This is a genomic window from Carboxylicivirga litoralis (genome assembly GCF_025499605.1).
Classification (GTDB): Bacteria; Bacteroidota; Bacteroidia; order Bacteroidales; family Marinilabiliaceae; genus Carboxylicivirga; species Carboxylicivirga litoralis.
In genome coordinates this window covers 1-26,278 of the sequence record NZ_JAFMVC010000035.1, presented here as the reverse complement: position 1 = coordinate 26,278, position 26,278 = coordinate 1, and the positions used below count along the sequence as shown (strand labels likewise).

At 39.8% G+C, this 26,278-nt stretch carries 23 protein-coding genes; 11 read left to right on the top strand and 12 right to left on the bottom strand.

Annotated elements, in window-relative coordinates; genetic code table 11:
• Nucleotides 1–103: 103 nt before the first annotated feature.
• The gene (locus J1N10_RS18985) at nucleotides 104–1,063 is read right to left on the bottom strand and encodes a metallophosphoesterase (protein WP_262328319.1); all 960 of its coding nucleotides are present in this window, start codon (nucleotides 1,061–1,063) and stop codon (nucleotides 104–106) included.
• A gap of 115 nt (nucleotides 1,064–1,178) precedes the next feature.
• Here J1N10_RS18985 and J1N10_RS18980 point away from each other — a divergent pair, with 115 nt between their 5' ends.
• The 5 genes from J1N10_RS18980 to J1N10_RS18960 all read left to right on the top strand — a co-directional run bounded on the left by J1N10_RS18980 (nucleotide 1,179) and on the right by J1N10_RS18960 (nucleotide 6,770).
• Nucleotides 1,179–2,162, top strand: a complete 984-nt coding sequence (locus tag J1N10_RS18980; RefSeq protein WP_262328318.1) for a N(4)-(beta-N-acetylglucosaminyl)-L-asparaginase — start codon at nucleotides 1,179–1,181, stop codon at nucleotides 2,160–2,162.
• A gap of 239 nt (nucleotides 2,163–2,401) precedes the next feature.
• On the top strand, nucleotides 2,402–2,782 hold the full coding sequence (locus J1N10_RS18975; protein ID WP_262328317.1) for an endonuclease domain-containing protein: 381 nt from the start codon (nucleotides 2,402–2,404) through the stop codon (nucleotides 2,780–2,782).
• A gap of 195 nt (nucleotides 2,783–2,977) precedes the next feature.
• Nucleotides 2,978–4,054 carry a Gfo/Idh/MocA family protein gene (locus J1N10_RS18970; RefSeq protein ID WP_262328316.1) on the top strand — a complete coding sequence of 359 codons (1,077 nt, stop codon included), beginning with the start codon at nucleotides 2,978–2,980 and terminating at the stop codon, nucleotides 4,052–4,054.
• Nucleotides 4,055–4,191: 137 nt separating this feature from the next.
• The gene (locus J1N10_RS18965) at nucleotides 4,192–5,469 is read left to right on the top strand and encodes an OprO/OprP family phosphate-selective porin (protein WP_262328315.1); all 1,278 of its coding nucleotides are present in this window, start codon (nucleotides 4,192–4,194) and stop codon (nucleotides 5,467–5,469) included.
• A 23-nt stretch (nucleotides 5,470–5,492) separates the two neighbouring features.
• Entirely contained in the window at nucleotides 5,493–6,770 is a 1,278-nt protein-coding gene (locus tag J1N10_RS18960; protein WP_262328314.1) for a porin, read from the top strand.
• 106 nt (nucleotides 6,771–6,876) lie between these two features.
• On the opposite strand, the gene J1N10_RS18955 is transcribed toward J1N10_RS18960, so the two are convergent.
• Together J1N10_RS18955 and J1N10_RS18950 are read right to left on the bottom strand one after the other, a co-directional pair.
• Complete coding sequence (locus J1N10_RS18955) at nucleotides 6,877–7,905, bottom strand: BamA/TamA family outer membrane protein (RefSeq protein WP_262328313.1); 1,029 nt, start codon at nucleotides 7,903–7,905, stop codon at nucleotides 6,877–6,879.
• Nucleotides 7,906–8,435: 530 nt separating this feature from the next.
• The gene (locus J1N10_RS18950) at nucleotides 8,436–11,423 is read right to left on the bottom strand and encodes an insulinase family protein (protein ID WP_262328312.1); all 2,988 of its coding nucleotides are present in this window, start codon (nucleotides 11,421–11,423) and stop codon (nucleotides 8,436–8,438) included.
• Nucleotides 11,424–11,934: 511 nt separating this feature from the next.
• Here J1N10_RS18950 and J1N10_RS18945 point away from each other — a divergent pair.
• From J1N10_RS18945 to J1N10_RS18920, 6 genes are all read left to right on the top strand, one after another.
• Nucleotides 11,935–13,161, top strand: a complete 1,227-nt coding sequence (locus J1N10_RS18945) for a glycosyltransferase family 4 protein (protein ID WP_262328311.1) — start codon at nucleotides 11,935–11,937, stop codon at nucleotides 13,159–13,161.
• Nucleotides 13,162–13,365: 204 nt separating this feature from the next.
• Complete coding sequence (locus J1N10_RS18940; RefSeq protein WP_262328310.1) at nucleotides 13,366–13,728, top strand: four helix bundle protein; 363 nt, start codon at nucleotides 13,366–13,368, stop codon at nucleotides 13,726–13,728.
• 226 nt (nucleotides 13,729–13,954) lie between these two features.
• Complete coding sequence (gene asnB, locus J1N10_RS18935; RefSeq protein ID WP_262328309.1) at nucleotides 13,955–15,793, top strand: asparagine synthase (glutamine-hydrolyzing); 1,839 nt, start codon at nucleotides 13,955–13,957, stop codon at nucleotides 15,791–15,793.
• A 369-nt stretch (nucleotides 15,794–16,162) separates the two neighbouring features.
• Nucleotides 16,163–16,465 (top strand): DUF4160 domain-containing protein, encoded by a 303-nt coding sequence (locus tag J1N10_RS18930; RefSeq protein WP_262328308.1) that lies wholly within the window; start codon nucleotides 16,163–16,165, stop codon nucleotides 16,463–16,465.
• Nucleotides 16,465–16,755 (top strand): DUF2442 domain-containing protein, encoded by a 291-nt coding sequence (locus J1N10_RS18925; protein WP_262328307.1) that lies wholly within the window; start codon nucleotides 16,465–16,467, stop codon nucleotides 16,753–16,755. Before J1N10_RS18930 ends, J1N10_RS18925 begins: the two co-directional genes overlap by 1 nt.
• 201 nt (nucleotides 16,756–16,956) lie before the next feature.
• Complete coding sequence (locus J1N10_RS18920) at nucleotides 16,957–18,000, top strand: glycosyltransferase family 4 protein (protein ID WP_262328306.1); 1,044 nt, start codon at nucleotides 16,957–16,959, stop codon at nucleotides 17,998–18,000.
• Nucleotides 18,001–18,387: 387 nt separating this feature from the next.
• Here J1N10_RS18920 and J1N10_RS18915 read toward each other — a convergent pair whose 3' ends face one another.
• The 9 genes from J1N10_RS18915 to J1N10_RS18880 form a co-directional block, all read right to left on the bottom strand.
• Nucleotides 18,388–18,741 (bottom strand): four helix bundle protein, encoded by a 354-nt coding sequence (locus J1N10_RS18915; RefSeq protein ID WP_262328305.1) that lies wholly within the window; start codon nucleotides 18,739–18,741, stop codon nucleotides 18,388–18,390.
• Nucleotides 18,742–18,811: 70 nt separating this feature from the next.
• A complete protein-coding gene (locus J1N10_RS18910; protein ID WP_262328304.1) occupies nucleotides 18,812–20,113 on the bottom strand; it encodes an O-antigen ligase family protein in 1,302 nt (433 codons plus the stop codon).
• 200 nt (nucleotides 20,114–20,313) lie between these two features.
• Nucleotides 20,314–20,613, bottom strand: coding sequence for a helix-turn-helix domain-containing protein (locus J1N10_RS18905; protein ID WP_262328303.1), 300 nt, complete (start codon nucleotides 20,611–20,613; stop codon nucleotides 20,314–20,316).
• Nucleotides 20,603–20,770 (bottom strand): type II toxin-antitoxin system RelE/ParE family toxin, encoded by a 168-nt coding sequence (locus tag J1N10_RS21335; protein ID WP_410053454.1) that lies wholly within the window; start codon nucleotides 20,768–20,770, stop codon nucleotides 20,603–20,605. The genes J1N10_RS18905 and J1N10_RS21335 overlap by 11 nt, the downstream gene beginning before the upstream one ends.
• 438 nt (nucleotides 20,771–21,208) lie before the next feature.
• Nucleotides 21,209–22,171 carry a DUF1574 domain-containing protein gene (locus tag J1N10_RS18900; protein ID WP_262328302.1) on the bottom strand — a complete coding sequence of 321 codons (963 nt, stop codon included), beginning with the start codon at nucleotides 22,169–22,171 and terminating at the stop codon, nucleotides 21,209–21,211.
• Nucleotides 22,171–23,601 (bottom strand): MBOAT family O-acyltransferase, encoded by a 1,431-nt coding sequence (locus J1N10_RS18895; protein ID WP_262328301.1) that lies wholly within the window; start codon nucleotides 23,599–23,601, stop codon nucleotides 22,171–22,173. Before J1N10_RS18895 ends, J1N10_RS18900 begins: the two co-directional genes overlap by 1 nt.
• Before the next feature lie 10 nt (nucleotides 23,602–23,611).
• On the bottom strand, nucleotides 23,612–24,526 hold the full coding sequence (locus J1N10_RS18890; RefSeq protein ID WP_262328300.1) for a glycosyltransferase family 2 protein: 915 nt from the start codon (nucleotides 24,524–24,526) through the stop codon (nucleotides 23,612–23,614).
• Nucleotides 24,523–25,650 carry a glycosyltransferase gene (locus J1N10_RS18885; protein ID WP_262328299.1) on the bottom strand — a complete coding sequence of 376 codons (1,128 nt, stop codon included), beginning with the start codon at nucleotides 25,648–25,650 and terminating at the stop codon, nucleotides 24,523–24,525. Before J1N10_RS18885 ends, J1N10_RS18890 begins: the two co-directional genes overlap by 4 nt.
• Nucleotides 25,650–26,192 (bottom strand): serine O-acetyltransferase, encoded by a 543-nt coding sequence (locus J1N10_RS18880; protein ID WP_262328298.1) that lies wholly within the window; start codon nucleotides 26,190–26,192, stop codon nucleotides 25,650–25,652. Before J1N10_RS18880 ends, J1N10_RS18885 begins: the two co-directional genes overlap by 1 nt.
• Between the last annotated feature and the right edge of the window lie 86 nt (nucleotides 26,193–26,278).

Genomic DNA, 26,278 nt, shown 5'->3' with positions numbered 1-26,278 from the left:
TCAAAATAGCCCGCTATTCTTTCATAATTTTCGATTGAAACTCACTATTTATAAGCGATCTGAATCAGAAATTTTACGTCGAACTCAGGTTATTAATGCGGTATTACTTCTTCACAAATACAAAATTACTTTCATCCAATTCCTCTTCTCCATTGTATCGATAAGCAGCTAAACGGCCGCTTCCAGTCACACAGGCATCTACACAACAAACATTGCGGGTCGGGATAAGCGGGCCTTTACCCATGCAATAATGTCCCACAAACACGATTGGGGCTGTTTTGGGGTAGATTGTATAATCCGCAATTATCTCAGAAGGAATGGTGTAATCGGGTAAAAGAAACTTATTGCCATAACTCAGTTTCTTAAATGTCTTTCCCTTAGGATTTTTCCACCATTTAACCCTAAAATTTTCACGCTTTACATGTTGGGCATCCCTGATAAGTAGATCTTTAGGCATATTAAACTCTATGCCTTTAAGTGTTTCAATAAAAGCTGTACTGTATTCAGGAGAGCTGTTGCCAACTAAGCTCATTAACGTTCGTTTCTTCAATTTACCATTTGTGTATAAGGTGGCAAGTTTCTTGATATGTGCATCATTCCAATAGGCATGCACAACACGTATGCCATTTAACTTAAGGTATAAAGGCAATGTTCTGAGCCATTTAATATCGCGCTTCAGGGCAGCTGAATTTCCCTGGTATTCAAGGGCAAACTTATAGAGCAACTTACTGTTGTTATTGCCGGGGATACGGATGGGACGCCCTTCATCATCCTTGGTGAAATAGAGAATAGCATTCATTTCGTGATTGCCCAAAATGGCCAGAGCAGTGCCAGCCTTCACCATATCGCGGATAAGGTGAAGAACACCTTTACTATTAGGACCACGATTGATATAATCGCCAACAAAAACAGCCGACCGGTACGCATGTGTCCACACACCATTCTCCATGGTGTAACCTAACTTAATTAGAAGCTTTTGCAATAAAACCAAATGGCCATGAACATCACCGATTATGTCGTAAAAATGTTCATCTTGGTGTGCAAGGTTTAAGTTGTGGGTCATTCTTTACCTATTTTCGTTACATTTGGTTTGATGTAGTCAAAAATAAAACTTTTGTCATTCGCATCAATCATATACAAACAAAAAGAAAGAGTATTACCCAATAAAAAATTATCAAATGAGTTCGCGCAGAAAATTTCTTAAACAGTCCGGTTTAGCAACATTAGGAGTGGCGGCAGCAGCTGCCGCAGGCTGTCAGACTGAAAAAGCAAAACATACAAGTTCAACAACAACACATCCATTAGCCATCTCAACCTGGAAAAATGGTATGCAGGCCAATGAAGCCGGGTGGAAAATACTAAGTAATGGCGGACGAGCAATAGATGCAGTGGAACAAGGAGTAAAGGTGGTAGAAGCCGATCCTAATGATATGAGCGTAGGTTATGGTGGTCGACCAGACAGAGACGGTATTGTTACCCTTGATGCTTGTATAATGGATGAAACAGGAAATGCTGGCTCTGTTTGTGCCTTGGAGAACATCAAACACCCAATTTCAGTGGCGCGCCGTGTGATGGAGAAAACGCCGCACGTGATGTTGGCCGGCGATGGCGCTTTACAATTCGCCAAAGAGGAGGGCTTTGTTGAAGAAAATATCTTAACCGAAAAGGCCAAACAACAGTGGATGGAATGGCGAAAAACATCAGAATATAAGCCACTCATTAATATTGAGAACCATGATACTATCGGTATGTTAGCGCTTGACCAGAAAGGCGATATTTCAGGTGCCTGTACTACCAGTGGCCTGGCTTATAAAATGCACGGACGTGTAGGGGATAGCCCGATTATAGGTGCGGGTATGTACTGCGATAACGAGATTGGAGGAGCCGTGGCAACTGGTATGGGCGAACTGGTGATGAAAACACTGGGTTCTTTCTTAGTTGTTGAATTGATGAATCAGGGCTTAAGTCCACAGCAAGCTGTAGAAGAGGCCATTGCCCGTATTGTGAAGAAAATACCAGGTTATCAGGATTTCCAAATTGGGTACCTGGCCATTAATAAAGCAGGTGAGGTGGGTGCCTATAGTTTGCACAAAGGCTTTAATTATGCGCTGTATGCCAATGATAAAAATAAGCTGATTGACTCAGATTATTATTTGAAGTAGGGATTAAGTAATTTGGAATCAATCCCCCTGATTCGCTTATCGTATAACAACTTTTTTCAACTTCCCCCTTCTCCAAGTGGGAATAGAAAGCTACTTCTTAATAAGAAAAAACACACTTTGTATTCATTGATTTTTAGTTCGTTTGTTAATAATAAATAGATTTCCCCCTTGGCGAAGGGGGAATAATATGAATGACTGTTGTCAGTTGAAATACTTAGGGGGATTGATTAAATTTCTGCATGACTGAATCAAACTATAACAAATCCTATAAATCTTTTTCTCGTGAACTAAGAAACAACTCCACTGATGGTGAGATTATTCTTTGGGTTGAAGCTTTAAGATCCAAAAAAATGCATGGATACCAGTTTAACAGGCAATATGCAATTAATAACTTCATAGTTGATTTCATATGTAGAAAATTAAAACTGATTATAGAAGTCGATGGGTATTCTCACCAGTTTAAACGAGCTAAAGATAAACTTCGTGATGACAAGCTCAACTCTTTAGGCTATTGCGTTTTAAGAATTGATGAATATGATATTAAAAAAGATTTCGATAATGTAATACGTCATATTGAAAGTGTTGTATTGGAACAGGAAGAAAAGATTCAATCCCCCTGATTCGCTCATCTATAAACTTCTTTTCTTCAACGCCCCCTTCTCCAAGGGGGAATAGAAAACTACTACTTCTTAATAATAAAAAACACACTTTGTATTCATTGATTTTAGTTCGTTTGTTAATAATATGAATGACACTTGTTAGTTGAAATACTTAGGGGCATTGATTTAAGCGATAAATTCCCATACAGTTTAGGCATGTTAGTCATTATAAACATACAAGCTAACAATGTGATGCAAAATTTCTCAGAAACCATTACCTTAATGGCTTCAAGGAAAACAATTATGCTGAAACGGATTAAATGGGGTATTATTGGTTGCGGTAATGTGACCGAGGTTAAAAGCGGACCGGCCTTTAATAAGGTATCGGGTAGTAGCTTGCAGATAGTGATGCGAAGAGATGGTAGTTTAGCTGAATCATATGCTAGTCGCCACGGTGTGCCACAATGGACTAATAGAGCTGATGATATCATTAATAATCCGGATATCAATGCAATATACATTGCAACACCTCCGGGAGTTCATGCCGATTATGCAATAAGGGCCATGCAAGCCGGGAAAGCGGTATATGTAGAAAAACCAATGGCAGCCACCTATGAGCAAGCCCAACAAATGCTTCAGGTTAGTCAGGCAACAGGTGTTCCTTTATTTGTGGCCTATTACAGGCGTACTCTACCAGGTTTCCTTAAAGTTAAAGAGTTAATTAATGACGGTGTTATCGGCCAAACATTGTATGTTAATATGCGCCTGATACGGCCTGCCAAATCGTATGAAATTAATCAAGTGGAAAATATATGGCGTCTGCAGCCCGAGCATTCGGGTGGTGGCATATTTTATGATCTAGCCTCTCACCAGCTCGACTTCCTTGATTTTCTATTTGGACCGATTAAAGCCGTGTTTGGCGTAGCTGCCAACCGTGGTGGCTATTATGAGGTGGAAGATACTGTTAGTGCCTCCATGCAGTTTGAAACGGGTGTTGTGGGGAATGGCATCTGGTCGTTTGTCAGTAATAAAGATGCTGAAGAAGATATAATAGAAGTGGTTGGAACAAAAGGCAAAATACAATTGTCCAGTTTCAAACATGAACCTGTTATATTATATAAAGATGGAGAAGTGACAGAGTATCCTTATCTCAACCCTGAAAACATTCAGTATAATCTGATTAAGCAAGTCGTGGAAACATTACAGGGAATCGGTAATTGCGACAGCATGGCCGAAAGTGCTATCCGCACCAATAAGGTGATGCACAAGATTGTCAAAGATTTTTATGCATAATTTCTTTACCCATTTCTTAGCAAGGAATGCGTTAACCCACATTATAGCGTCTTGTGATGGCATATTATTTCATTGTACTTGAATAAAATAATTATTGTGAATAACTTGAAGCTAACATTTTAACCAAAGTCAGATTCATGCGATTCATATGTATTTCATTCTTAGTATTGCTATTTAGCGGTGGGCTAAGTGCACAAAACCAACAAAAGTCACCTGAATTTCTTCAGGATTCTATTCTGAAAAGTGAATTTGAGAATAAAAAACCCTGGTATCAGTTTGGTAATGAAAAGGTAAGTTTCTTACCAATGGCGGTAGTGGCCTTAGATGTCACCTATTATGGACAAGATGCCAATAGCATTAAGCAAGTAGGTGATCAGGACAACACTCGTGAAACCGGACAAATAAGAGCAGTTCGATTTGGTGTTGGGGGGACAATAAATTTAAAACGACAGTGGCGCTTTTTGATAGCAGGAGCATACAAAGCATTTAATCATGGGTTTAACCCCGATAGCACCACCGATTTTGCTTTATATGATTTGATGTTAGATGCCCATACAAAATATGGGCACATTGTTGCGGGTTACACTAAAGAGCCTATTAGTTTACAGCGAACAGCCAGCCTCATATATCTGGGAGGTGTAGAAAGGGCCATGCACCTTGATGCTTTTTTCCCGGCCCGTAACTGGGGATTGTATTACTATAATTCGTTTGCAAAAGAAAAAATATTCTGGGCAGCCGGTTACTTTAAAGATCTGAATGTTTTGAATAAATACTATAAATGGAATGATGCCAATGATATTTATGTATCCCGACTAACAGCAAATCCCTTGTATAAAGCAGGTGGCGAAAAAGATTTGCATTTAGGTATAGGATTTCGATATAGTGATTTCAGACACGGCGGTTCTTTAGGCCAACACCCGGAAGCTTATAACGCTTCAAAGTATGTGGTCATTCCGGCCATTCAGGCAGAAGAAACCATTACGTTTAATTATGAACTGGCTTATCGTCAGCGCAACCTGTTGCTAACCAGTGAAATCACTACTGTAAAGTTGCACAATTCAGAGCTGGACAGTCCCACCTTAAACGGTTTTTATGTTCAGGCCGATTATACGCTTACCGGTGAAAGTCGAAGGTATATGACACGCAATGCAACCTTTTCACCAATTGTGCCAGCCAAAAATGTGCAGAACGGTGGCATTGGAGCCATTGAATTGACCTTCAGGTATTCAGAATTAAAAACCAATGTAGGAAATTTAACTGGCGGTGATATGTCAAAATATTCCGGTTTCATCACCTGGTATCCAACATTACTATCAAAATTTCAGTTTGGTTATAGCTATATTCGTCTCGACCGCATGAACTTAATTGGACATACAAGCTTGTTTCAAATGCGATTTGCCGTGTTAATAGGATAAACAAATCTAGTAAAGTTCCATTTATGAGGTATATTTTATTCATACTGCCCTTATTTATTGGCCTGGGTTCACTCTGCGCCCAAGATACATTGCTGACCAAGCCATTTATTCAGGACTCCCTTCTTAGAAATGAATTTCAGAATAAAAAACCATGGTATCAAGTGGCTAATAAAACCATCAATGTCCTCCCCATTGCTTTGGTGGCGCTTGATGTGACCTACTATGGGCAGGATAAAAACAGCATCAGTCAGGTAGGTGATCAGGACGCTCAGGTTGAATCAGGTCAGATACGGGCTGTTCGCATTGGTATGGGTGGTACTGTTAACTTTAAGCGGCCAATGCGTTTTTTGGTCACTGCCGCCTATAAAGCCTTTAATCAGGGTTTTAATCCGGATAGTACAACAGACTTTGCCCTGTTTGATTGTATGCTGGATGCTGATATTAAATACGGTCACATTGTGCTGGGGCTTACTAATGAACCCATTGGCTTGCAGGGCGTCTCCAGTATGATTTATTTAGGGGGCTTTGAAAGAAGCATGAATACGGATGCTTTCTTACCGATCAGAAACTGGGGTGTTACATACTACAATTCATTTGCCCGAAATAAGGTGTTCATGGAGCTGGGCTACTTCAAGGATTTATTCCTGAAGACCAGTACTAAGAAATGGAATGATGCTAATGACATCTTTGTGACCCGACTGGTTCTGAATCCACTTTATAAAAAAGGGGGTGATAAAGATTTGCATCTGGGGATTGGTGTGCGTTATGGCGACTTTCGCCATAGTGCCAGCATTGGACAGCATCCAGAGGCCTATCATGCCTCTAAGTATGTGCAACTAAGAAATCTGACCGGCGAAAGCCTTGTTACCATCAATTATGAGTTGGCCTATCGCCACCGTAATTTACTTTTATCCAGTGATATTACCAGTGTGAAGCTGAACAATAAGGAGATTGGTAGCCCCACTCTTTACGGTTATTACGTGCAGGCTGACTACAATTTAACAGGTGAAAGCCGCCGGTATATGACCCGAAATGCCTCTTTTTCACCCGTTGTGCCGGATAAGAATGTCCAAAACGGCGGGATAGGGGCGATTGAACTTACTGCAAGGTATTCGGCCCTGTACACCAACAGAGGTCAGTTATCAGGAGGAGACATGACCAAGTACTCCGGTTTTATCACCTGGTATCCAACCCTTTTATCCAAGTTTCAGGTTGGATATGGATTGGTTCGCTTAGATCGCTTTAATATAGTCGGCTATACACAGATGTTTCAGATGCGCTTTGCCATGTTAATAGGTTAGGCATGCGGATGTAAAGGTGAGTGCTGCATGCTACTTGTGTTGCGGTGCACGTTCAATAACTTATAATCGTTATATGCTTAATATATAGTGATTGTGACGGATGGTGTTAAAACGATTCTGATAACTTAAAATAGATATTCACATTATCATCACGACCAAAGGCTATATCCAGTCCAAGGTTGATTTTAAACGCAGGGAAAAGGCGATAGCGTGCACCAACACCTATTGAAGGCAGTGACAGGTTATGACCAATATCCCGTGGTTCATCATATAACCAGCCGTAGCCAATAAATCCCACAGCCCCCCAAAAATCGGTAAACATCCACCGCAACTCCGACTGAAGTGAAACCATTGAAGAATTCAGGTAGTTGCCGGTGATGTATCCCCGTAGTATTGGAGCGGCACCCGGCGAGGCCATTTCATGCAAAGGCAATGCACCCATACCAAATTGAGCAAACACATGGCTGGCCAATATCATGTCCTTTTTGTCACTTAAGGGAATGTAAGTCGATGCACTGATTAATACCTTATCAAAGTTATACGGATTACCTTTTCGATGAATCAATGATTCGTATGAGATAGAGTTAAACCAGCCCGATTCAGGGTAAAAGATATTATCCCGGCTATCAAAAGTGTATTTTAGCCCAGGCACATGGAACCACATATAATCTTCATTTTGTCCGATAGCAAGAAGGCGTCCTGCCAGGTCTTCCAGAACAAAATTATTGCTCATAATAGGGCCAATAAACATATGTTGACCGACCTTAAAAGCAAATGAAATATTAGATACAAAACCTTTAAATTTCACTTCTTCTTTAACCCTGGTATCATTCATGTAATGGTCAAAACTCATGGAGGCATAACCCGCGTATACATCCAGCCAGTATTTGTTCCGGTTGAAATACAGCGTTTGTTTAGCCCCGGCCATAAAGGAGCCGGAGAAATTAAAAAACAAAATACCCTGCGACGTCGATGGATGAGTACTTTCATCCGTGCCCTTCAGGCGATACACATAAACGGGTAGTACAGCAATACCAGTTCCCATGGTTGGGTTAAACATAGGTGCCGGAATTATCTTACTCTCCGAATTAACCGAGCCCGTAACAAGGGAATCAATGCTATGCCAGGTCTTCATGAAAACATTGGTCGTATCCTGGCCTTTGCCTGGCAAACTAAAAATAAATAGGATCAATAGAATGCCAACCTTGAGTAGTCTGATATGTGTTTGAAACGATGAATCCACAGGTTATACTTATCCTTATACAATAATATTAAATTTTAGGCAGATATTATTGCATGATGTCAAATAGTGGATTTAAACACCCTTCTTACGGTCAGGTAACTTGCAGGATGACTTGAATTATTGAGTTTAATCAATCCCCCTGATTCGCTCATCTATAAACTTCTTTTCTTCAACGCCCCCTTCTCCAAGGGGGAATAAAATTTTTAAACTCATCATCAATACATCTTTAGTTAATTGGTGTCACCAGCTTTTAAATAGATAAAACGAATTTTTCCCCCTTGGAGAAGGGGGATGATATGAGCGACACGTAAATGGTTGAAATTTTTAGAGGGATTGATTTTAAAGCCCTTTGATACTTAGATAAATATTTACAAAAAAAGGCGCCATACAGCGCCTTTTAAAATCATACCAATAGATAGTTGCTATTGAACCACCTGCATAATAGAGTTGAAAATATCTTTGTTCTCTTCAATCTTGGCATTACTACCATACACGCAGTAGATATCTTTGTTCAACACATCTTCTACCATCTTATTCATATTCTTAATGTCTTCTGATGTAGTGGCTAAGATAGCTGCACGTTCAGCCTGAAGCTCCTCAAGCGTAGTCTTTCTAAAGTAGCGAGAGAAAGCCGTATTACCTTTCTGAGAAACGGTCATCGGACCATCCAGACGAGAGATAGTACCAATAATAAAGCGTGTCATCTCCGTTGAGTCAGCGTTAAAAGTATTTAAGAAATCAGGCGTACCGTCATAATTCTCCAATGTCTCTGCCAGGTTAGGATCGCGGTAGGAAGCAAAATACACATTACCAGTCGATGAGAAACCGCTGAAACCGCCATAGGCGCCACCTACCACACGTATTTGTGTCTGCAGGTAATCGCGCGAAAGAATCTGGTTTAACACACGCATCTTACCGTTGTAGTCGTAGCCCAGTTCTTTAAAGTTATAACCCTGAACAACATATTGTACCTTGGATGATGACATCAGTCCTTCGTTTTTAGGCTGTGGTTCAAATGACCACGTTGCTTTCGAAACCGCTTCATCAGATAAATGAGCGGTGAAGGTATTTAAACCAGCCGTATACGCCGGATAATTGTCCTCAGAACAAGTAATTGCTGCTGTTACGTTATGACGGTTAAATAAAAGCTCAGCAGTCTGTTGAAGTTTGGCAATCACCTCTGCTTTATTGTCATCGAAGTTATCCGTTAAAGCGGTGATAAATTGATAATAGTCCAAACCATTCGTCTCCTCATTAAACATGCCAGCCGGCGAATAATACGAGCTTAAGCGTGTTAAGGCCACGTTGATGCCATTGTTCTTAATGAATGACTCAGTGCGGGCCTGGTGACGCGTTAATAAGGATTTCAAACGCTCTTCATCGTCATATTTGGTGGTCGTTAGAATCTCCGATATTAATTCAAACATCTTCTCTGCCTTAGCTTCTGTCGCTTTTGATGTGACGCTTAATTTAGGCGCCATTTTATGAATATCATTGTCTTCGATGTAAGCGCTTAAGCCGGTCCAGAAACCACCTGTATGGATGTTTAACTGATTATCCAATTCACCGTAAGTGAAGTTCTCGGTATTTAATTTACCCAGCAAGGCGGTTTGCAGCTGTGCATAAGGGATTAACTCCTGTGGCAATACCGACAAATCAAAATACAATCTGCTGTATAAAATATTACTGCTAAACTCGTTGAAATGTAATACCGGTACCTCATTGGCCACTTTTTCTTCTATAGGGTACCATTCTACTTCAGGAGAGATATCAGCCAGGGTCAACATAGGAATGGTGGCTAAATCTTCCGGTGAGTCTTCTTCTTTCTGGTAGGCAATTAAAGCTTTGGTATCTTCCACCAGCTTTTCTTTTTCCTCTTTGCTCAACGACGCTTTATACGCCTTTAGTTCTTCGTTAACTTGAGCGTCTATCTTATCCTGTAAGCCTGGCTCAGGTTTAAGCGTAATTAATAGCGCGTGTGGGTTATCCAGAATATGTTTCTGACAAAGTTCTTCCAACATATTGGTGTTCAAGGCTTCTTTTACCTTAGCTAAAGGTGCTTCATACTCCAGACCTAAGAATGGATCATTGGCAAAGAACCAGCCCTGATAGTTGGAGAACGCAATCATAATACCCTTTTGAGGTGTATCACCTTCGCGCATCCTGAATTCCATGCGGTTGATAATTCCCTCCACTGTTTCTTTATCAAAACCTTCAGCAATCACTTTTTCGATGGCGTCAAACACCACCTCTTTAAAACGGCCCTGATCTTCAGGGTTGGCATTCTTCACCTGTATCTCCAATATGTTTTGCTTCGACTCAGAAAAATAGCAACTAACATCTTTACCAATACCTGCTTCCTGTAATGCCAGGCGCACAGGTGCTGACTCATGGCTTACTAAAGCTTCTGTAATCACCTGGAAAGCCATGCACAGATCCACATCGGTGCTCTGGCCAATCACAAAGTTCATACTGATGTACGATTTATCTTTTGTATCAGAGCCAACAGGCACAGGATAAGTCTTCTCGGCCACTTTCATGGCATCAAAAGGCTTCTGTAATGGAATCTCCACCTTCTTATCCGATTGGTCGTAGTTAATCAGGTAGTTCTCATTGATAAAGGCCATCTCCTTATCCAAATCGGCATCGCCATATAGCAAGATGTAGGAATTAGACGGGTGATAGAATTTCTTATGGAAATTGATGAAATATTCATAAGTCAGTTTTGGAATCTCTGTTGGGTAACCACCTGAAGACACACCATAGGTATTATCAGGGAATAAAATTTTATTGGCCTGGTAGTCCAGTTCGCGTGTTGGCGACGAGAAAGAACCTTTCATCTCGTTATATACCACCCCTTTATACACCACATCACCATTCACATCATCCAGTTCGTGGTGCCAGCCTTCCTGCTGAAGGATACGAGGATCGTCATAGATACGTGTATTAAAAACCGCATCCAGATAGACGTGCATCAGGTTAAAATAATCTTTGTCGTTCATACTGGCTACCGGGTAGGTGGTAATATCCGAGCCAGTCATGGCATTTAAAAAGGTGTTAAGAGAGCCTTTGGTTAAGACATCGAAAGGACTCTTCACCGGGAAGTTTTTAGAACCATTTAATACAGAGTGCTCCATAATGTGAGGCGTACCGTAATCGTGTTCCGGTGCTGTTTTAAAAGCGATGTTAAACAGTTTGTTAGGGTCGTCGGCTGCTACTTTAAACAAGCGCGCTCCACTTTTCTCGTGGATAAAATACAGACACTCTGCATTTACTTCTTTAACAAAGCGCTTTTCTACCAGCTTAAAACCATTGTAGATTTGATCAACCTGGTATTTACTACCTTGTTGAACACATGCCCCAATACCCAACAATAATGTTAAGATTAAAGGGATAAATAATCGTTTCATGAGTTGTGATTTGTAAACTACCTGACAGTTTTTTCAAGATTCGGGCAGTTCGGGTTAATAATTACGTTAACTAAGATAGTAAAATAAGTATAAGTAGTACTTATTAATAGTAAAATATAGTATTTGACTTAAAAGTTGAATAGCAGATTAGTTTCATCTTGACTCCATCTCGACATCCCCTTCGACTCCATCTCGACATCCCCTTCGACTCTACCTCGACTCCGCTCGGCAACCGCGCACAGGGAGTAGCTTGATGACCGCGTTCTGCAATCCCGCTCAATGGTCGAACTAGTGGAGCATTGAGCGGCATGAAGTAAAAAAATATTGAAAGAAACGGATGTCATCTTTATTGGCAATATATTTATAAAGATGACATCCGTAATATAATGAAGGGCCGTATCAGCCTATATACTTTCACCGGACTTCTGACTGCTTTCTTCCGTCTTCTGCCTTTGTTATTTTCACCGGTCTTCGGACTTCGGTCTCCAGACTTTATATTATCTTCGTAGTTATGAATTCACAAACACCCCAACAAAAAATTCTTATTTTTATCGATTGGTTTTTACCGGGTTATAAAGCAGGTGGACCAGTGCGCTCTATGGCCAATATGGTGGAGTATTTAAAGGAGGATTATGCCTTTTACATCGTCACGCGTAATACCGACTACACGGAGTCAACACCCTATACCACTGTAAAAAGTAACTGCTGGGAATCCTTTGCTGAAAATGTCAAGGTTTTTTACGCAGATAAGGCTCTTCAAAACAAAGCTAGCTTTAATAAGTTGATGGATGAGATTCAACCGGATATCGTCTATATCAATGGGGTGTATTCCTGGAAATTCTCTATTCTGCCATTAGTAGTGGCTAAAAAGGCTCCACTGCCGAAGGTAATCGTGGCGGCAAGGGGCATGCTGGCACAGAGTGCCATTGATGTGAAAGGAGGGAAGAAGCGCTTATTCCTGAAAGCAGCACGTATGGCCGGTCTCTACAAAAATGTGGTGTTTCATGCGACGAATCAAAAGGAAGAACAAGATATAATTGGTGTATTAGGTAAAAAGTGCAGGGTACAGGTGGCGGATAATCTGCCCAAGAAGGTTTTGCCTGAGCTGAAGTCTTTAGAAAAAAAGCAAGGATATTTGAAGCTGGTGAGCCTGGCGCGCATAGCACCCGAGAAGAATACTTTGTTTGCTTTGGAGCGCTTAGCAGAGCTGAATGACTTTGAGGGGACTATTCAGTTTGATTTATATGGACAGATATACAGCGATGCCTATTGGAAACTTTGCCAGGAAATGATTAGTGTACTACCTTCAAACATAAGAGTAGAGCATAAAGGCACAGTGGATGCAGAGCTGGTGGGAGAGACCATTCAAAATTACCACGCCTTGTTTATGCCTACACGTGGTGAGAATTTTGGCCATGTGATACTGGAAAGCCTCAGTGCCGCACGACCGGTGTTAATCAGTGATCAGACGCCATGGAAAAAGCTTAGAGATGATAAGAGTGGGTGGGACATAGGATTAAAGGTACAAGGTAAAGGGTTTGAGGTTAAAGGTGTAGGGAATAAGGAAGAAGGTGAAAGGTTAAAGGAGCAAGGAAGTGATTGGTGTTCGGTGCTTGGTGCACTTGTGGAGATGGAGCAGCAAGAGTTTAATAGCTGGTGTGAGGGAGCCAGGAAAAGGGCAGAGGGCTTTGTGAATAATGCGGAGCTAAAAGCACAATACAATAGTTTATTTGGGTAGGAGGTATAAGGTGTAGGGTAAAGGGTTAAAGGTATAAGTTGCAGGGTGTAAGGTTAAAGGTGTAGGGTTAAAGGTTATAGGTGTAGGGTTAAAGGTGGGAGGTCTAAAATGTAGGATTTGAGTTAAAGGGTTAGAGGTGCAGGGTATAAGGTAAGAGGTGTGAGGTACAAAGAAATACATGAAAGTTGAACAATAAAAAAAGCGATGGGTAATTTTCAGGAATTGAAGGTGTGGCAGAAATCTAAAGACTTGGCTGTCTATGTCTATAAAATTACAAAAGAGGGTCCATTAGCTAAAGATTTCGGTCTAAAGGACCAGATGCAACGGTCAGCTGTTTCGATTCCTTCTAATATCGGAGAGGGCGACGAATTAGATACGTCAAGACAGGCTATCAGGCATTTTTACATTGCCAAAGGTTCATCTGCAGAACTTTTAACCCAAGCTATTATAGCCCACAAAATTGAATACATTGACAGAAAAACATACATTCATATCGAAAGAGAATGTGAAAGTATTTCTTCAATGCTCTATAAATTAATACAAGTGAGAAACAAGAATATCAGGTAAAAGTTAAGGGTACAAGGTAAAAGTTAAGGGTACAAGGTAAAAGGTTAAGGGTACAGGGTAAAAAGTTAAGGGTACAGGGTGAAAGGATATTACCCTAAACCTTTGACCTCCAACCTTAAACCCCAACAGACCTAATTAAATTGTGGAATGATACAAGGTACAAGGTGTAAGATGTAGGGTGCAAGATGTCCCTAGAACTTAAACCTTCGACCTTAAACCGATTTTTATGTGTGGAATAAACGGAATTATATCAAACATAACAGATAAGCAGGAGCGTTTATCAAGGATGAATGCAGCCATGCAGCATCGGGGACCGGATGATGAAGGTACCTATATCGATGAAGTGGTGGCATTGGGGCATCGGCGTCTGATGATTATTGATTTATCGCCTGCAGGTCACCAGCCCATGACGACACCAGATGGTCGTTACACCATGGTCTTTAATGGCGAGGTGTATAATTACCTGGAGATAAAGAAAGAACTGGATTACCCCTTTAAATCCACTACGGACAGTGAGGTGATACTGGCGGCCTGGCAACAATGGGGTGTCGATTGTGTCAACCGCTTTAACGGTATGTTTGCCATTGCCATATGGGATCATCACGAAAAGCAGTTGACACTGGTGCGCGACCGACTGGGTATTAAACCTGTTTACTGGCATTATACCAATGGACAATTGGTCTTTTCATCCGAAGTACGATCGTTACTGGCCTCTGGCATTCCGGCCAAAGAGATTGATACTGACAGCCTGGTGGATTACCTGCGTTACCAAACAGTGCAGGCTCCGGCAACCATTCTGAAGAATGTGTTTATGCTGAAAGCAGGTAATATCCTGACCTTTAAACCAGGCGAACAACCTGTATTGAAGGAATACTGGCGCCCGAAGGTTAATCCTGTCAGGGATTTAAGCTACGAACAAGCGAAAGGTGACGTACGAAAGCTGTTCTTTCAATCCGTTGAACGACGCTTAGTGGCAGATGTGCCATTTGGTGCTTTCTTATCCGGGGGAATCGATTCCAGCGCTATTGTAGGCGCTATGGCAAGAGTATCCAATGCACCAATCAAGACCTTTAATATCTCCTTTGCTGAGGAAGAATTCAGCGAAGCTAAGTATGCACGTCATATCGCTCAACTCAATGGAACTGACCATACGGAGATAAAACTATCACCAAACGATTTTCTGAACTACCTTCCCGAAGCCTTAAAGGGTATGGATCATCCCAGTGGTGACGGTCCTAATACCTGGCTGGTATCTAAGGTGACAAAGGAAGCCGGAGTGACCATGGCCTTATCCGGTTTGGGTGGTGACGAGTTGTTTGCCGGTTACCCTATCTTTAAAAGGATGCAAGCGCTCCATGGTAAACAATGGTTCTGGAAGATGCCTTATACTTTACGCAAAGGGATGGGAGAGTTGTTGAGCAAAGTCAAACCGGGTGTGGCCTCTTCAAAACTAAAAGCCTTATTAGCCATGCCCGATTATCAGTTTGCCAAAGTATTTTCGGTCTCGCGCCAGGCTCTCCTGGACGAACAGTTGGGTGGGATATTAAATCGTGAGGTATTACCAGAACATCATCCGGCTAATTATTTACAGGATTTAATCGTTAATAAGCCACAACATGTTTTGAGCAATGTGTCAATAGGAGAGTTAACGACCTATATGCAGAATATACTCTTGCGCGATAGCGATCAGATGAGCATGGCCCATGCCCTGGAAGTAAGAGTGCCCTTTCTGGACCATGAATTAGTTGAGTATCTATTGGCTTTACCTGATTCCTTTAAATACCCGGCATCGCCTAAAAAGCTACTGGTGGAAAGCATGCCCGACCTCTTACCCGATTACATTGTTAATCGCCCTAAGATGGGTTTTACCTTCCCCTGGCGCCACTGGCTGAAGAATGAATTACATGGTTTTGCAGATGAACGACTATACAGCCTTTCACAGCGTGATTTTTTTAATGAGACAGCGGTACATGGTTTATGGCAGCAGTTTAAGAATGATGACCCGACAGTGACGTTTTCACGTATATGGCCGTTGGTGGTGCTTGAAGAATGGTTAGAGGGTTAAAGGTGTAGGGTTAAGGGTATAAGGAGCAAGGGATAAGGTTAAAGATTTAATTGAGAAATTGACAATTTGATTAATTGCGATATAAACAAACTGTTGATTCGTTAGTCTAAATAAGTTGCAAATCAATCTTCCCCTTTTTAGGGGGAAGTGCCTAAAAGGCGATGGGGGTGTTGTTATGGTAGAGTGGCTGAACAATAAATTGAGGAAGTGAGGAAATGAAAAATTGAGTAACTATAAGTACTCAACTCCTCGATTACTCAATTCATCAACTTATTAATTACTCGACTAATCATTCTTTCAGTTTATTACTATTTTAGTTAGAGCAGAGAATTTGTAAATTTGTATAAGCGATTTAATAAGAACTTGATAATGCCAAAGATATTTGAATATTTAGGTATACTTGTATTTTTCTACTCCAATGAGCACGAACCTATTCATGTTCATGCGAAAAAGGGTGAGTTTGAGAGTAAGGCTGAGTTTTTTATTGTTGATGGTATTATTTCAGAGATTAAAGTTACAAATATCTCAGCTGCACGTCCGCTAAAGGGAAAGGATTTAAAAGATTTTGAAGTTTTCCTTGAGAAGTATGCTGACAAAATAGTTGAAAAATGGATTAATTACTTTGTCTATCATAAGGATGTTCAGTTTGAGAAAATTACAAAGCGATTATAATGAGGATAGTAGTACAATATAAAGACACTGGCAGTGGTATAAAACCCATTAGAATTGACTCTGCCAAATATTTGTCAGATTATGCCATACGTATAACCTTTAGTGATGGTCAAGAAAAATTGGTGGATTTTAAACCTTTTTTATCTAAAGCGTTACATCCATCAATTAAAAAATATCTAAATGAAAAAATGTTCTCCAATTTCTCTTTAATAGATGGTAACCTTAATTGGAATGATTACGATCTGGTATTTCCAATTGATGAATTATATAAAGGGGAGATTGGAGCTTAAATGAGGAACCACAAAAATAGGGTTTGAGGTGAAAGGTGTAAGGAATAAGGTTTAGGGTGCAGGGTTTAGGGTGCAAGGTTTAAGGTTAAGAACTTAAATAATTAATTCAAAACACTGACAGAGCTTCCCGAAGTATCGGGACAAGTCGTTCCGTTAATTCGGAATACAAGTACGCTGACAGGTTTGGGGAAAATAAATAAAATGAAAAAGAACATACTATTTCTATATACAGAACTGGCAGGTTATTTTGTGGCTTGCATTAACGAATTGGCGAAACAAGACGATGTGAGCGTGCATGTGGTGCGCTGGCCGGTAAATAAAGAGGCGCCATTTCAATTCGCTATTGATAAACGCATTAGTATCTATGAGCGGGATGCGTATGATGACACCACCTTATTGGAAAAGATAAATAGCATAGAACCGGATATTATTATCTGCAGTGGATGGGTGGATAAGGGTTATGTCACTATTTGCAAGCATTATAAAGGCAAAGTTCCAACAGTGATGTCGATGGATAACCAGTGGCATGGGAACCTGAAACAGCGACTGGCTTGTCTGGCAGCGCCCTTTAAACTGCATACTGTGTTTAGCCAGGCCTGGGTGCCGGGTGAACCGCAGAAAGCTTATGCTCACAAACTGGGCTTTAAGGAGGTAGAGACGGGCTTTTATTGTGCCGACACCAAGGTATTTAAGCCTCTGGGACAGGAAAAATTGAAGGAGGGAAGTGCTATCCCTAAACGCTTGCTATACGTGGGACGCTATATTCCACAAAAAGGGATTGATAAGCTCTTTGAAGCTTTTCTGGAATTACAGGAGGAGGGATTGACCGACTGGGAACTACATTGTCTGGGCATGGGGGATCTGTTTGATGAACGCCCCATCCATGAAAAGATACATCACCATGGTTTTGTGCAACCGGCAGATATGCACCAATACCTTAAAATAACAGGTGTATTTGTATTACCATCCGACTTTGAACCATGGGGCGTGGTCACACACGAAATGGCAGTAGCGGGTTTCCCAATGGTGATATCATCAGCAGTTGGTTCAGCAACTATGTTTCTGGAAGATGGAAAGAATGGCTACCTGTTTCAGCAAGGGAGTAAAGACGCTTTAAAAGACGCTCTAAAGTGTATGATGCAAGCCAACGATAGTGACCTAAGAGATATGGCGACCGCTTCTTTTGAGAAAGGGATGAGCTGGACGCCGGAAAGATGGGTAGAAACCTTAATCAGGATGATATGAGGTGCAAGGTATAGGGTAAAAGGTACAAGGTATTGGGGATTGGATGTAGGGCGTAAGGTACAGGGTGTAGGGCGTGAAGTTTAGTTTACGTTTTCTAATTCATCAATTAGCCAATTCCTCAATAAACCATTCTTCATCTCCTTAAACGCTGTCAGGAGCAATTTACGGCATAGTTTATAGGGGATAGGATGTAGATCTTAGGGTGCAGGGTGAAAGGTACGAGGTTTAGGGTGAAAGGAATTGAAGGTACCATCTCATCTACTCAATTTATTGAATTCCTCAATTCCTCTATTTATCAAATCATCAGAAAAAAAATCGATTCCTCATCTTCCTAAACGCTGTCAGGAGCTATGTAGGGCATAGTTTATAGGTTATAGGGGATAGGGTTTAGGTGCGTTTTGAGGTAATTAGTGCATTGATCATTTTTACAATTTCGAGGCCTAATTCTTCTACCTCTACAAGTTGCTCTTGGTTGATTAAGTTTTGACGCTCAAGTAAGATCAAAACAGTAATTGTTTCATAAAGTGAACCTCTCGCTATATGAAGGAAATGAATGAATTCTTTTTGAGAATACCGTCCCTTACCCTCAGCAATATTTTGTGGAACTGAGCACGAGCAAGATTCTAACTGCTCAACAATTCGATAGTGCCCTTTTATACTATCAGCAATGCACAAACACTTTTCAGCCAAATCCATGGCTTTTTGCCATACAATCAATTCCTTAAATCCAAAATCACTCATATCATCCTATTCTACTAAAACCTAACCCCTATATCCTATATCCTATTTCCTACAACCTAGTTCCTAATTCCTATTCCCTAAAACCTAGATCCTTATTCTCATAAAACTCCTTCATACTCAATAGGCTCAGAATGATCACCAGCTGAATGGTAAAAGGATTCATACTGGCGGCCAGCCAGGACTCAACGGTGGTGGTTAATGCGATACCGAATAACACGGCCCAGGCTAAAGGTGAGGATTGCGCAGCCTTATAGAAATTTCTGAGCCAGCCCCACACAAAAGCGATTAGGCCAACTAAACCAACATCTAACCACATAGTCAGGTAGGAGTTGTGCACATTGCCCTGGTGACCAAGCCCTTCAAAATAATCTCGATATTGATGCATTAGGTATTCTGTATATGCAAACCCTTTACCCCACCAGTAGTTGTACTGAATATGTTTCCAGGCAAACTCAAAGGCCACCAGGCGACCGGAGCCCTTTTCCAGTGTTTCCAGACGAAAATATTCTTCTAAGCCCAATGAAGAGATAATATCCACGGCATTGGCCATCACCAGCTGGTAACCCACAAAGACAGAGATCAGCAAACTAAAACCAATAATGAGTGAGCGCTGAAACAATACATAGCCCAATAGAAAGAGGGCAGACGAGAAGATGCCGCCACGGCTACCGGCAAAAACAAGCGACAGTGCGATGACTCCCAATATAATATAATGCTCTTGTTTAGTAAAATATTGCTGGTGGTAATGCCTGATAAGCATATACAACATTAAAAAGCAAAAGGCATAGATACCTAGTCCGTTGGGATTACCCAATAAACCACTAAAGCGTTCTCCTCCAAAGATAACAAAACCGGGTGCCACAAAACGCAGCGCCAATCCGGTTCCTAGCACAAGACCCCCTAGAGCAATTAAACCCTTTAAAAATCGTTCCTTATCCTGAACCAGTAAACGCTGAACAACCATGGGGATGATATACACTAACAAAAAATAGGAGAGCATCTTCTGAAATGAAAGTATCTGAATAGGGCTTTCGAGCCAACTGACGATTGCGAATGCAAAGAAGGGCAGGAAGCTTTTAAAGAAAGTAGGTTGGAGCCAGTAATTCCGTTCTTCCCAGATTAAAAAAGCTGTCACCAGAAACACAACTGGTTTAATACTTTGTGCAAAACGAAAAACACCCTGTCGACTATCTGATAAGGTAAACAAGAACCATAAACCCAATAAAAACAAGAGATAAGCCCCCTTGTTACGCATACTCAACAGGTGCAGTGGAATAAATACCATGGCTGCCATGGAAGAGGCCATGCCGATGACCATCCAAAGGGCCAGAGTGAGAAAGAGGCGTTGTTCGCGAATTATATAATTTAGCATATAGGTTATTAGGTGATAGGGTTTAGGCCCCGATAGCTATCGGGGTAGAATACAATGAATTTTATGATTAAACAACAAAATAACCTCCTGCTTTTTTTGCTTCCTTTTCTTACTATGAGCTTAGTAGCCATTAACTTTCGAATATATTTATCAATGGTGCTAAACGGGATGTTTAAATTGACTGATAAAATCTTAGGTTATTATAATCTAATTGACAAATCAAGGTGACCACCTAAGCCTAGTTGAACAATTTTTTGCAAGGTTGAAAGTCTAACTTCTTTTACATTGTTTTCTATTTTAGAAATATATGATTTAGTTGTTCCAACTTTTTCAGCTAATTCGGCTTGCGTCATTCCTTTTTCTAGTCTCGCTTCATGTATCAGAGTGCCGAGCTTGAAATTTTCATATCCTTCTTCAAGTTCATCACGTTTGCTTGTTCCTTTTTCTCCGTAATGCTTATCCTTAAAGTCATCAAGAGTCATTCTGTTTTTAGTTTTCATTTTTGTACTCTTCCATAATTTTAAGTGCCATATCAATTTCCTTTTGGGGTGTTTTCTGCGTCTTTTTCTGGAATCCATTTACCAGGATTATCAATTTTCCTTCATCAAAAAAACAGAAGACCCTGAATATATTACATCCTAATTTCCCTAATCTCATACAACCCTTCTGTAGCTGTTATATGCTTTAGATAATTCTCGGGTACCCGCTCTAACTCTTCAACCATTTGTATTGTCCAAATTATCTTGGCTCTAACTTCTTCAGATTGCTTCAAGAAAAACTCTTCGAAATAGTTCTTATAGAAAATTACTGTTCTATATTTCTTGCTTGATTGCATGGTTCAAAGATACGGATAGTTTCACTAAAGTACAACCTTGCGTATTTCACAGACAGACGACCCTTAAGTGATGGCAGAGGCATTATGAGAAGAGAGTTGAAAAGTTGAAAAGTTGATTAACAGTTGATGTGGCGAGTAGATGAATAGAGTAGGTGATTAACTTAATCACTTACTTAAACCTTGCACCTTTTACCCTAATTACCTCAACTCACCCCACCTGCTATCTTTCACACTGAAACCTACATCCTAAGCCCTGTTTCCTAATCTAACAACTGACGTTCTTTTATTTCATTAGCCACCATATTGCTAAGTTTCTCCGCGCCATGTTTAAACAAGTGACCACTATCGTAGAAATCATCTGACGTAAATTTTTCTTTGTATGGACTAAGGTTAAAATCTATGTAATCAATATGGTTACTGTTCGCGATGCTATCTGCGAAGTTGTGAAATATCTTGTAATTATCTATAGTCTTGAGGTATTCTGGGTTATATGGCTGTGTAACAATAAGCAAACGAATATCATTTTCTTGGCATAACTGAATAATGCTATTGACCCCTTCAATTTGAAAGTCTTTGAAGCTATCTTGATTAATAACACTTCCCATGTTTAATACAAGTGAATCTATTTTATATGTAGGTGTTTCAACATATCCTTTGTGAGAGTAATAGGAATGAATGTTTTTATCAACACCATATCCTAATGGTTTACTTTCAAAAATCAAACTTTTAAGATTATTAAAACGATATGTTGGGAAAAGTATGGAGCCTAGCTCTTGTAGGGTAATACTTTCAATGATTAATTCGTATTTGTTTTTAGAATTGCTAAAAAAGTCGAAATTATGGCTGGCATTACCAAAGTTTTTTGCTCCCCCAAGAGTCGAATGGTGTAATTCTAAAATTACCATTCCGGGTGTTTGATAATTGATAATTTCTTTGAGTACATAATCTGATATGAAGGGTGTTTGAAAACTACTACCCATATTAAATGAATTGACTTGCAATATACTATCAAAAATATTTGGAATTAAGCTACGGTAACAATGTGAAGAGCCTAAAAAGACTATGTCGACTGTGTTATCCTTTGTATTATAAAAATCATCCCATCGTAAGGATGGATAATAGCCCACTAATTTTCTTTTACTACCTATGTAATTACCTAGTAATTGATTAAGTGCAATAAAAAGAATAAGAAAAAGCGATATTTTAATAAGAAATCTTTTCATTAGAACTGGAAATATATAAACGATTGAGGATTTTTAGGTGCAAATAACAAGATTATTGTACCAATTATAATATAGAATGACCAGCGAGGAATAACTGGTAGGTTCCAATCTTCAAGGGTGAATTCTTTTTCCCGATGCAACCATTCAACAACAAGCAATATGCTTAAAGGAAGAAAGATTGAGAGGCCAGGTGGAAGATTTAGATTGAAGTTTAGGTTGTGGTAAAAGCTTTGGATATAGTTGAAGGCATGATTAATATTTTCGGCTCTGAAGAAAATCCAGGCGAAACTGGTTAAGACAAAGGTTGAGATTATTCTCAGACCTTCTGATAGTGATGGTAACAGCTTTCCTTCCGCAACAGTCGCTATGTTTTTTCTGTTTTTTTTCATTAAAAACAAGGGCAAAAAGAACAAGGCATTTAATCCACCCCAAACCACAAAGGTCCAATTGGCACCGTGCCAGAAACCACTAACCAGGAAAATTATAAAGGTATTTCGAATGCCTCGAGTAACTCCGCACCGACTTCCTCCCAGTGGAAAATAAAGGTAATCGCGGAACCAGGTCGAGAGGGAAATATGCCAGCGGCGCCAAAACTCGGCAATATCTCTTGAAAAATAAGGCGTACGGAAGTTGGTCATTAAATTAAAGCCAAACAGTTTACTAACACCAATGGCTATATCAGAATAGCCTGAGAAATCACCATAAATTTGAAAGGCAAATAATACTGCCCCTAAAACAAGCACTATAGAGTGTTGGTCTTGATAATTTTCAAAAATAGGATTGACTATGTTGGCGCAATTATCAGCAATGACCACTTTTTTAAATAAGCCCCATAATATCTGACGCATCCCATTACTCGCATTGCTATAGGTAAATTCTCTCTTTTTATAAAATTGAGGAAGCAGATTGGTTGCACGTTCAATAGGCCCGGCTACTAATTGTGGAAAAAAGCTAACGTACGAAGCAAAGGCAATGAGATCCTTCGCTGGTTCCAGCTTTCTTCGATAAATATCTATTGAATAACTTAAGGTTTGAAAGGTATAAAAGCTAATACCAACCGGCAAGATGATATTCAAGGATTGTAAACTCAGGGATTGTCCAAAAAAAGTAAAGGCTTCAACCAGGTTGTCAGCAAAGAAATTATAGTATTTAAAAAAGCCCAGAAAACCAAGATTAACCAATAAACTTAACAATAACCAGTTCCTACGTTGTTTTCTTTTTTCAGTTTTCTGTAGTTGTATGCCAACAATATAGTCTATTAAGGTACTAAAGGCAATTAGCGATAAAAAACGCCAATCCCACCATCCGTAAAAAAGGTAGCTGGCAACCAGTATTAATATATTTTGCGCTTTGGTACTGTTTTTCAATCTCCAATAAATGGCAAATACTATTGGAAGAAAGATGGCGAATTCGACTGAGTTAAAGAGCATGATATTGATTCTATTTCTTTAGGATAAAAGTATTTAAGTATTTATAACTTATTAGTTTCACTATTTTGGTTTGAATATTCGAAAGTCCATATTCGGCGAGTTGATTAAATAACTGCTTTCTCTCAAATTTGGCACCTAAGGCTGCATATTGTATGGCACAATACATCAATCGGCTTCGATAACGTTTGATTAAATAATAATCAATTAGCTTATGTTTGAAGCTTAATTGATAAATGTCAAAAAGAATAGTACTTAAACTTTTGATTTTATCAATTGAAATTTTTTTTCCAATTCGATCGCCTTCGTGCTGTCGGAACAATGAAGAAATATTATCTAGGAAAAAGGTAGAAGACAGAATCAAGTACCTCATAGAAAATTCCCAATCCTGATTAAAAGTTATATGCTCTTTCCACATCCCATATTTCTGTATAGCTGAACGCTTATATAAAGCACACATGGTTTGCCAGGGGAACTCAAAATAATCGGATGAATTACCTTGAGGGGCACGCCCCCAATACTCATCCATCAATTTATCTGGTGTTTCATTAAAAAATTGAGCCCGCGAATACACAACATCGGTTTCTTTTGTAAATGCGTTAATTTGAGATTCAATTTTATGGGGTAGTAATAAGTCATCTGAATCGAGCCACATAATAAATTCGCCATTGGATTGTTCAAAACCATAGTTTCGTGCACGGGGGGCTCCGCTATTTCTCTGTTCTAATAGTTTTATATCAAAACCTGTGGTATCTTTAAATTTTGACTGAAACGCTTTAATAACACCTATCGAGTTATCACTGGAGCCATCATCCACAATTATTAATTCAATGGGGCGGTAGCTTTGCTCAACGACCGACTGCATGCATTGCTCTATATAATTTTCCCTGTTATAATTAGGGATAATAACCGATACTAATGGATTCATTTCGGTAGAATATCATTAATGTGTTTTGGATGGCCTGAGTCATAAAAAAAACGATAACAGGATGAATAAGCATTTTCGCCCATCTCTTTCCACTGATGGTTTTGCTGCCATGCTCGCTCAAGTGCTTCGCTAAATGCCCCTTTGTTGGCAGCCATCGCTATAAAGCCGGTTTCATTATCTTTCAATATTTCGGCATTCCCCCCCACATCTGTAGCTACAGCCGTTCGTCCACATAACATGGCTTCAACTAAGGCTATTGGTAATCCTTCAAAATAGGATGGCATTAGCAGTAAATGGTTATTGGCCCAAATATCTTTCCGAATATCATTAGTAAAACCATGAAATGAAACCCGATTTTCTATACCAAAGTTTTTACATAACAATTTAAAGTAGTTAAGGTCTTGTCCAGTTCCATATATGTTTAAATGCCAGTCACGTTGTTTCCATTGCATATCTGCCAGGCATTGGAGAGCTATTGCCTGTCCTTTCACTTTTGCATCCAGTCGACCAACGCAAGCCATTTGTAATGTGTCTGTTTTCGGATAGGGGAGAACTCCAACTTCCGACATATTTACCGGGTTAATGATTAATTCTCCATTAGGAAAACTATAGCCTGTTTGACGAATGGCAATTTCTTTGAGTCGATTGCTTACAAAATAAACCTTGTGCGCCTTTTGGCACACTTTTATTATTTCTGAAATTTTATGAGTATTAAGGTAATAGTCATCAGGATTAACGTGAACAACAATAGAGAAAGGTGCCTTAGCAGAAAGTAAAGGTTTACGAAATGCATCCACCTCTAAATCGCAAAAGCCGCCCATGCTGATCAGGGCAAAGTCCTTATTCGCCAGATGTTTGGATAGTTGCTTTGCTGCTATGGTACGCTCAATAATTTTACCCCAGGGCTTTTTATGTAGCTCAGGATAGATAAAACGTGAACGTTTTTGGACGGCGACACCGGCCACTTGCAGTGCCTGTATTTTTGGTGGCAATTGCCCCCAGTTAAACACGGAGCATTCAACTTGATGACCATCAATTAAGGCATCATGGGCCAATTTTACCCATAATTCTTCGCTGCCGCCCCAGGCATGGCCGGCCATGGTAGTTATAAATGAAAGGTTCATTATTTTTTAATTACTTGAGCTGGAATACCAACTACTGTTACATTTTCTTCTATAATTGATTTATTAACAACTGCATTGGCACCTATTTTAACACCATTCGCAATAGTAACTCCACCAAATATTTTTGCCCCAGGCCCAATGTACACATTATCACCTATCTTTGGTGACTTCCCATGTTTTTCGCCAATAACAACACCTGGGTGTATTCTACAATTGACACCTATTCTTGCTTCAGGATTAATAACTATGTATCCACGGTGAGCAATGGATAAACCTTGACTAATTACATTCAAGGGAATAGTAAAGCCTAATAATTGAGACTTTTTAATATATTTTCGATACAGATAACTTAAGAATATCTTTTCAAATATATTCTTATTTTTATTGTGATAGTACTCTACCTTTCGTAACAATAATTGAAAATGATAGATGTCACCTTCCCCAAATATTAAATTTCTCCACTTTGGAGCATATGCATGCTCTTTCAAGGCTATTTTGTCTGCCAAATAAAATCGATTTAGTTCATCTCTCGATTTAATCATTTTTTAGACTTTTAAGAGGGTGAATAAATCTACCAAACATGGTATATGAAATGATGAAATAGTAGTTTAATTTATTAAGATGCAAT

Excerpts from the sequence above, each read along its gene's own strand:
- J1N10_RS18910 (WP_262328304.1), bottom strand. The coding sequence starts at position 20,113 with ATGCTAAATTATATAATTCGCGAACAACGCCTCTTTCTCACTCTGGCC.
- J1N10_RS18970 (WP_262328316.1), top strand. The coding sequence starts at position 2,978 with ATGTTAGTCATTATAAACATACAAGCTAACAATGTGATGCAAAATTTC.
- J1N10_RS18885 (WP_262328299.1), bottom strand. The coding sequence starts at position 25,650 with ATGAACCTTTCATTTATAACTACCATGGCCGGCCATGCCTGGGGCGGC.
- J1N10_RS18960 (WP_262328314.1), top strand. The coding sequence starts at position 5,493 with ATGAGGTATATTTTATTCATACTGCCCTTATTTATTGGCCTGGGTTCA.
- J1N10_RS21335 (WP_410053454.1), bottom strand. The coding sequence starts at position 20,770 with ATGAGATTAGGGAAATTAGGATGTAATATATTCAGGGTCTTCTGTTTT.
- J1N10_RS18950 (WP_262328312.1), bottom strand. The coding sequence starts at position 11,423 with ATGAAACGATTATTTATCCCTTTAATCTTAACATTATTGTTGGGTATT.
- J1N10_RS18915 (WP_262328305.1), bottom strand. The coding sequence starts at position 18,741 with ATGAGTGATTTTGGATTTAAGGAATTGATTGTATGGCAAAAAGCCATG.
- J1N10_RS18905 (WP_262328303.1), bottom strand. The coding sequence starts at position 20,613 with ATGAAAACTAAAAACAGAATGACTCTTGATGACTTTAAGGATAAGCAT.
- J1N10_RS18895 (WP_262328301.1), bottom strand. The coding sequence starts at position 23,601 with ATGCTCTTTAACTCAGTCGAATTCGCCATCTTTCTTCCAATAGTATTT.
- J1N10_RS18920 (WP_262328306.1), top strand. The coding sequence starts at position 16,957 with ATGAAAAAGAACATACTATTTCTATATACAGAACTGGCAGGTTATTTT.
- J1N10_RS18925 (WP_262328307.1), top strand. The coding sequence starts at position 16,465 with ATGAGGATAGTAGTACAATATAAAGACACTGGCAGTGGTATAAAACCC.
- J1N10_RS18975 (WP_262328317.1), top strand. The coding sequence starts at position 2,402 with ATGACTGAATCAAACTATAACAAATCCTATAAATCTTTTTCTCGTGAA.
- asnB (WP_262328309.1), top strand. The coding sequence starts at position 13,955 with ATGTGTGGAATAAACGGAATTATATCAAACATAACAGATAAGCAGGAG.
- J1N10_RS18940 (WP_262328310.1), top strand. The coding sequence starts at position 13,366 with ATGGGTAATTTTCAGGAATTGAAGGTGTGGCAGAAATCTAAAGACTTG.
- J1N10_RS18900 (WP_262328302.1), bottom strand. The coding sequence starts at position 22,171 with ATGAAAAGATTTCTTATTAAAATATCGCTTTTTCTTATTCTTTTTATT.
- J1N10_RS18945 (WP_262328311.1), top strand. The coding sequence starts at position 11,935 with ATGAATTCACAAACACCCCAACAAAAAATTCTTATTTTTATCGATTGG.
- J1N10_RS18890 (WP_262328300.1), bottom strand. The coding sequence starts at position 24,526 with ATGAATCCATTAGTATCGGTTATTATCCCTAATTATAACAGGGAAAAT.
- J1N10_RS18955 (WP_262328313.1), bottom strand. The coding sequence starts at position 7,905 with ATGAAGACCTGGCATAGCATTGATTCCCTTGTTACGGGCTCGGTTAAT.
- J1N10_RS18980 (WP_262328318.1), top strand. The coding sequence starts at position 1,179 with ATGAGTTCGCGCAGAAAATTTCTTAAACAGTCCGGTTTAGCAACATTA.
- J1N10_RS18930 (WP_262328308.1), top strand. The coding sequence starts at position 16,163 with ATGCCAAAGATATTTGAATATTTAGGTATACTTGTATTTTTCTACTCC.
- J1N10_RS18985 (WP_262328319.1), bottom strand. The coding sequence starts at position 1,063 with ATGACCCACAACTTAAACCTTGCACACCAAGATGAACATTTTTACGAC.
- J1N10_RS18880 (WP_262328298.1), bottom strand. The coding sequence starts at position 26,192 with ATGATTAAATCGAGAGATGAACTAAATCGATTTTATTTGGCAGACAAA.
- J1N10_RS18965 (WP_262328315.1), top strand. The coding sequence starts at position 4,192 with ATGCGATTCATATGTATTTCATTCTTAGTATTGCTATTTAGCGGTGGG.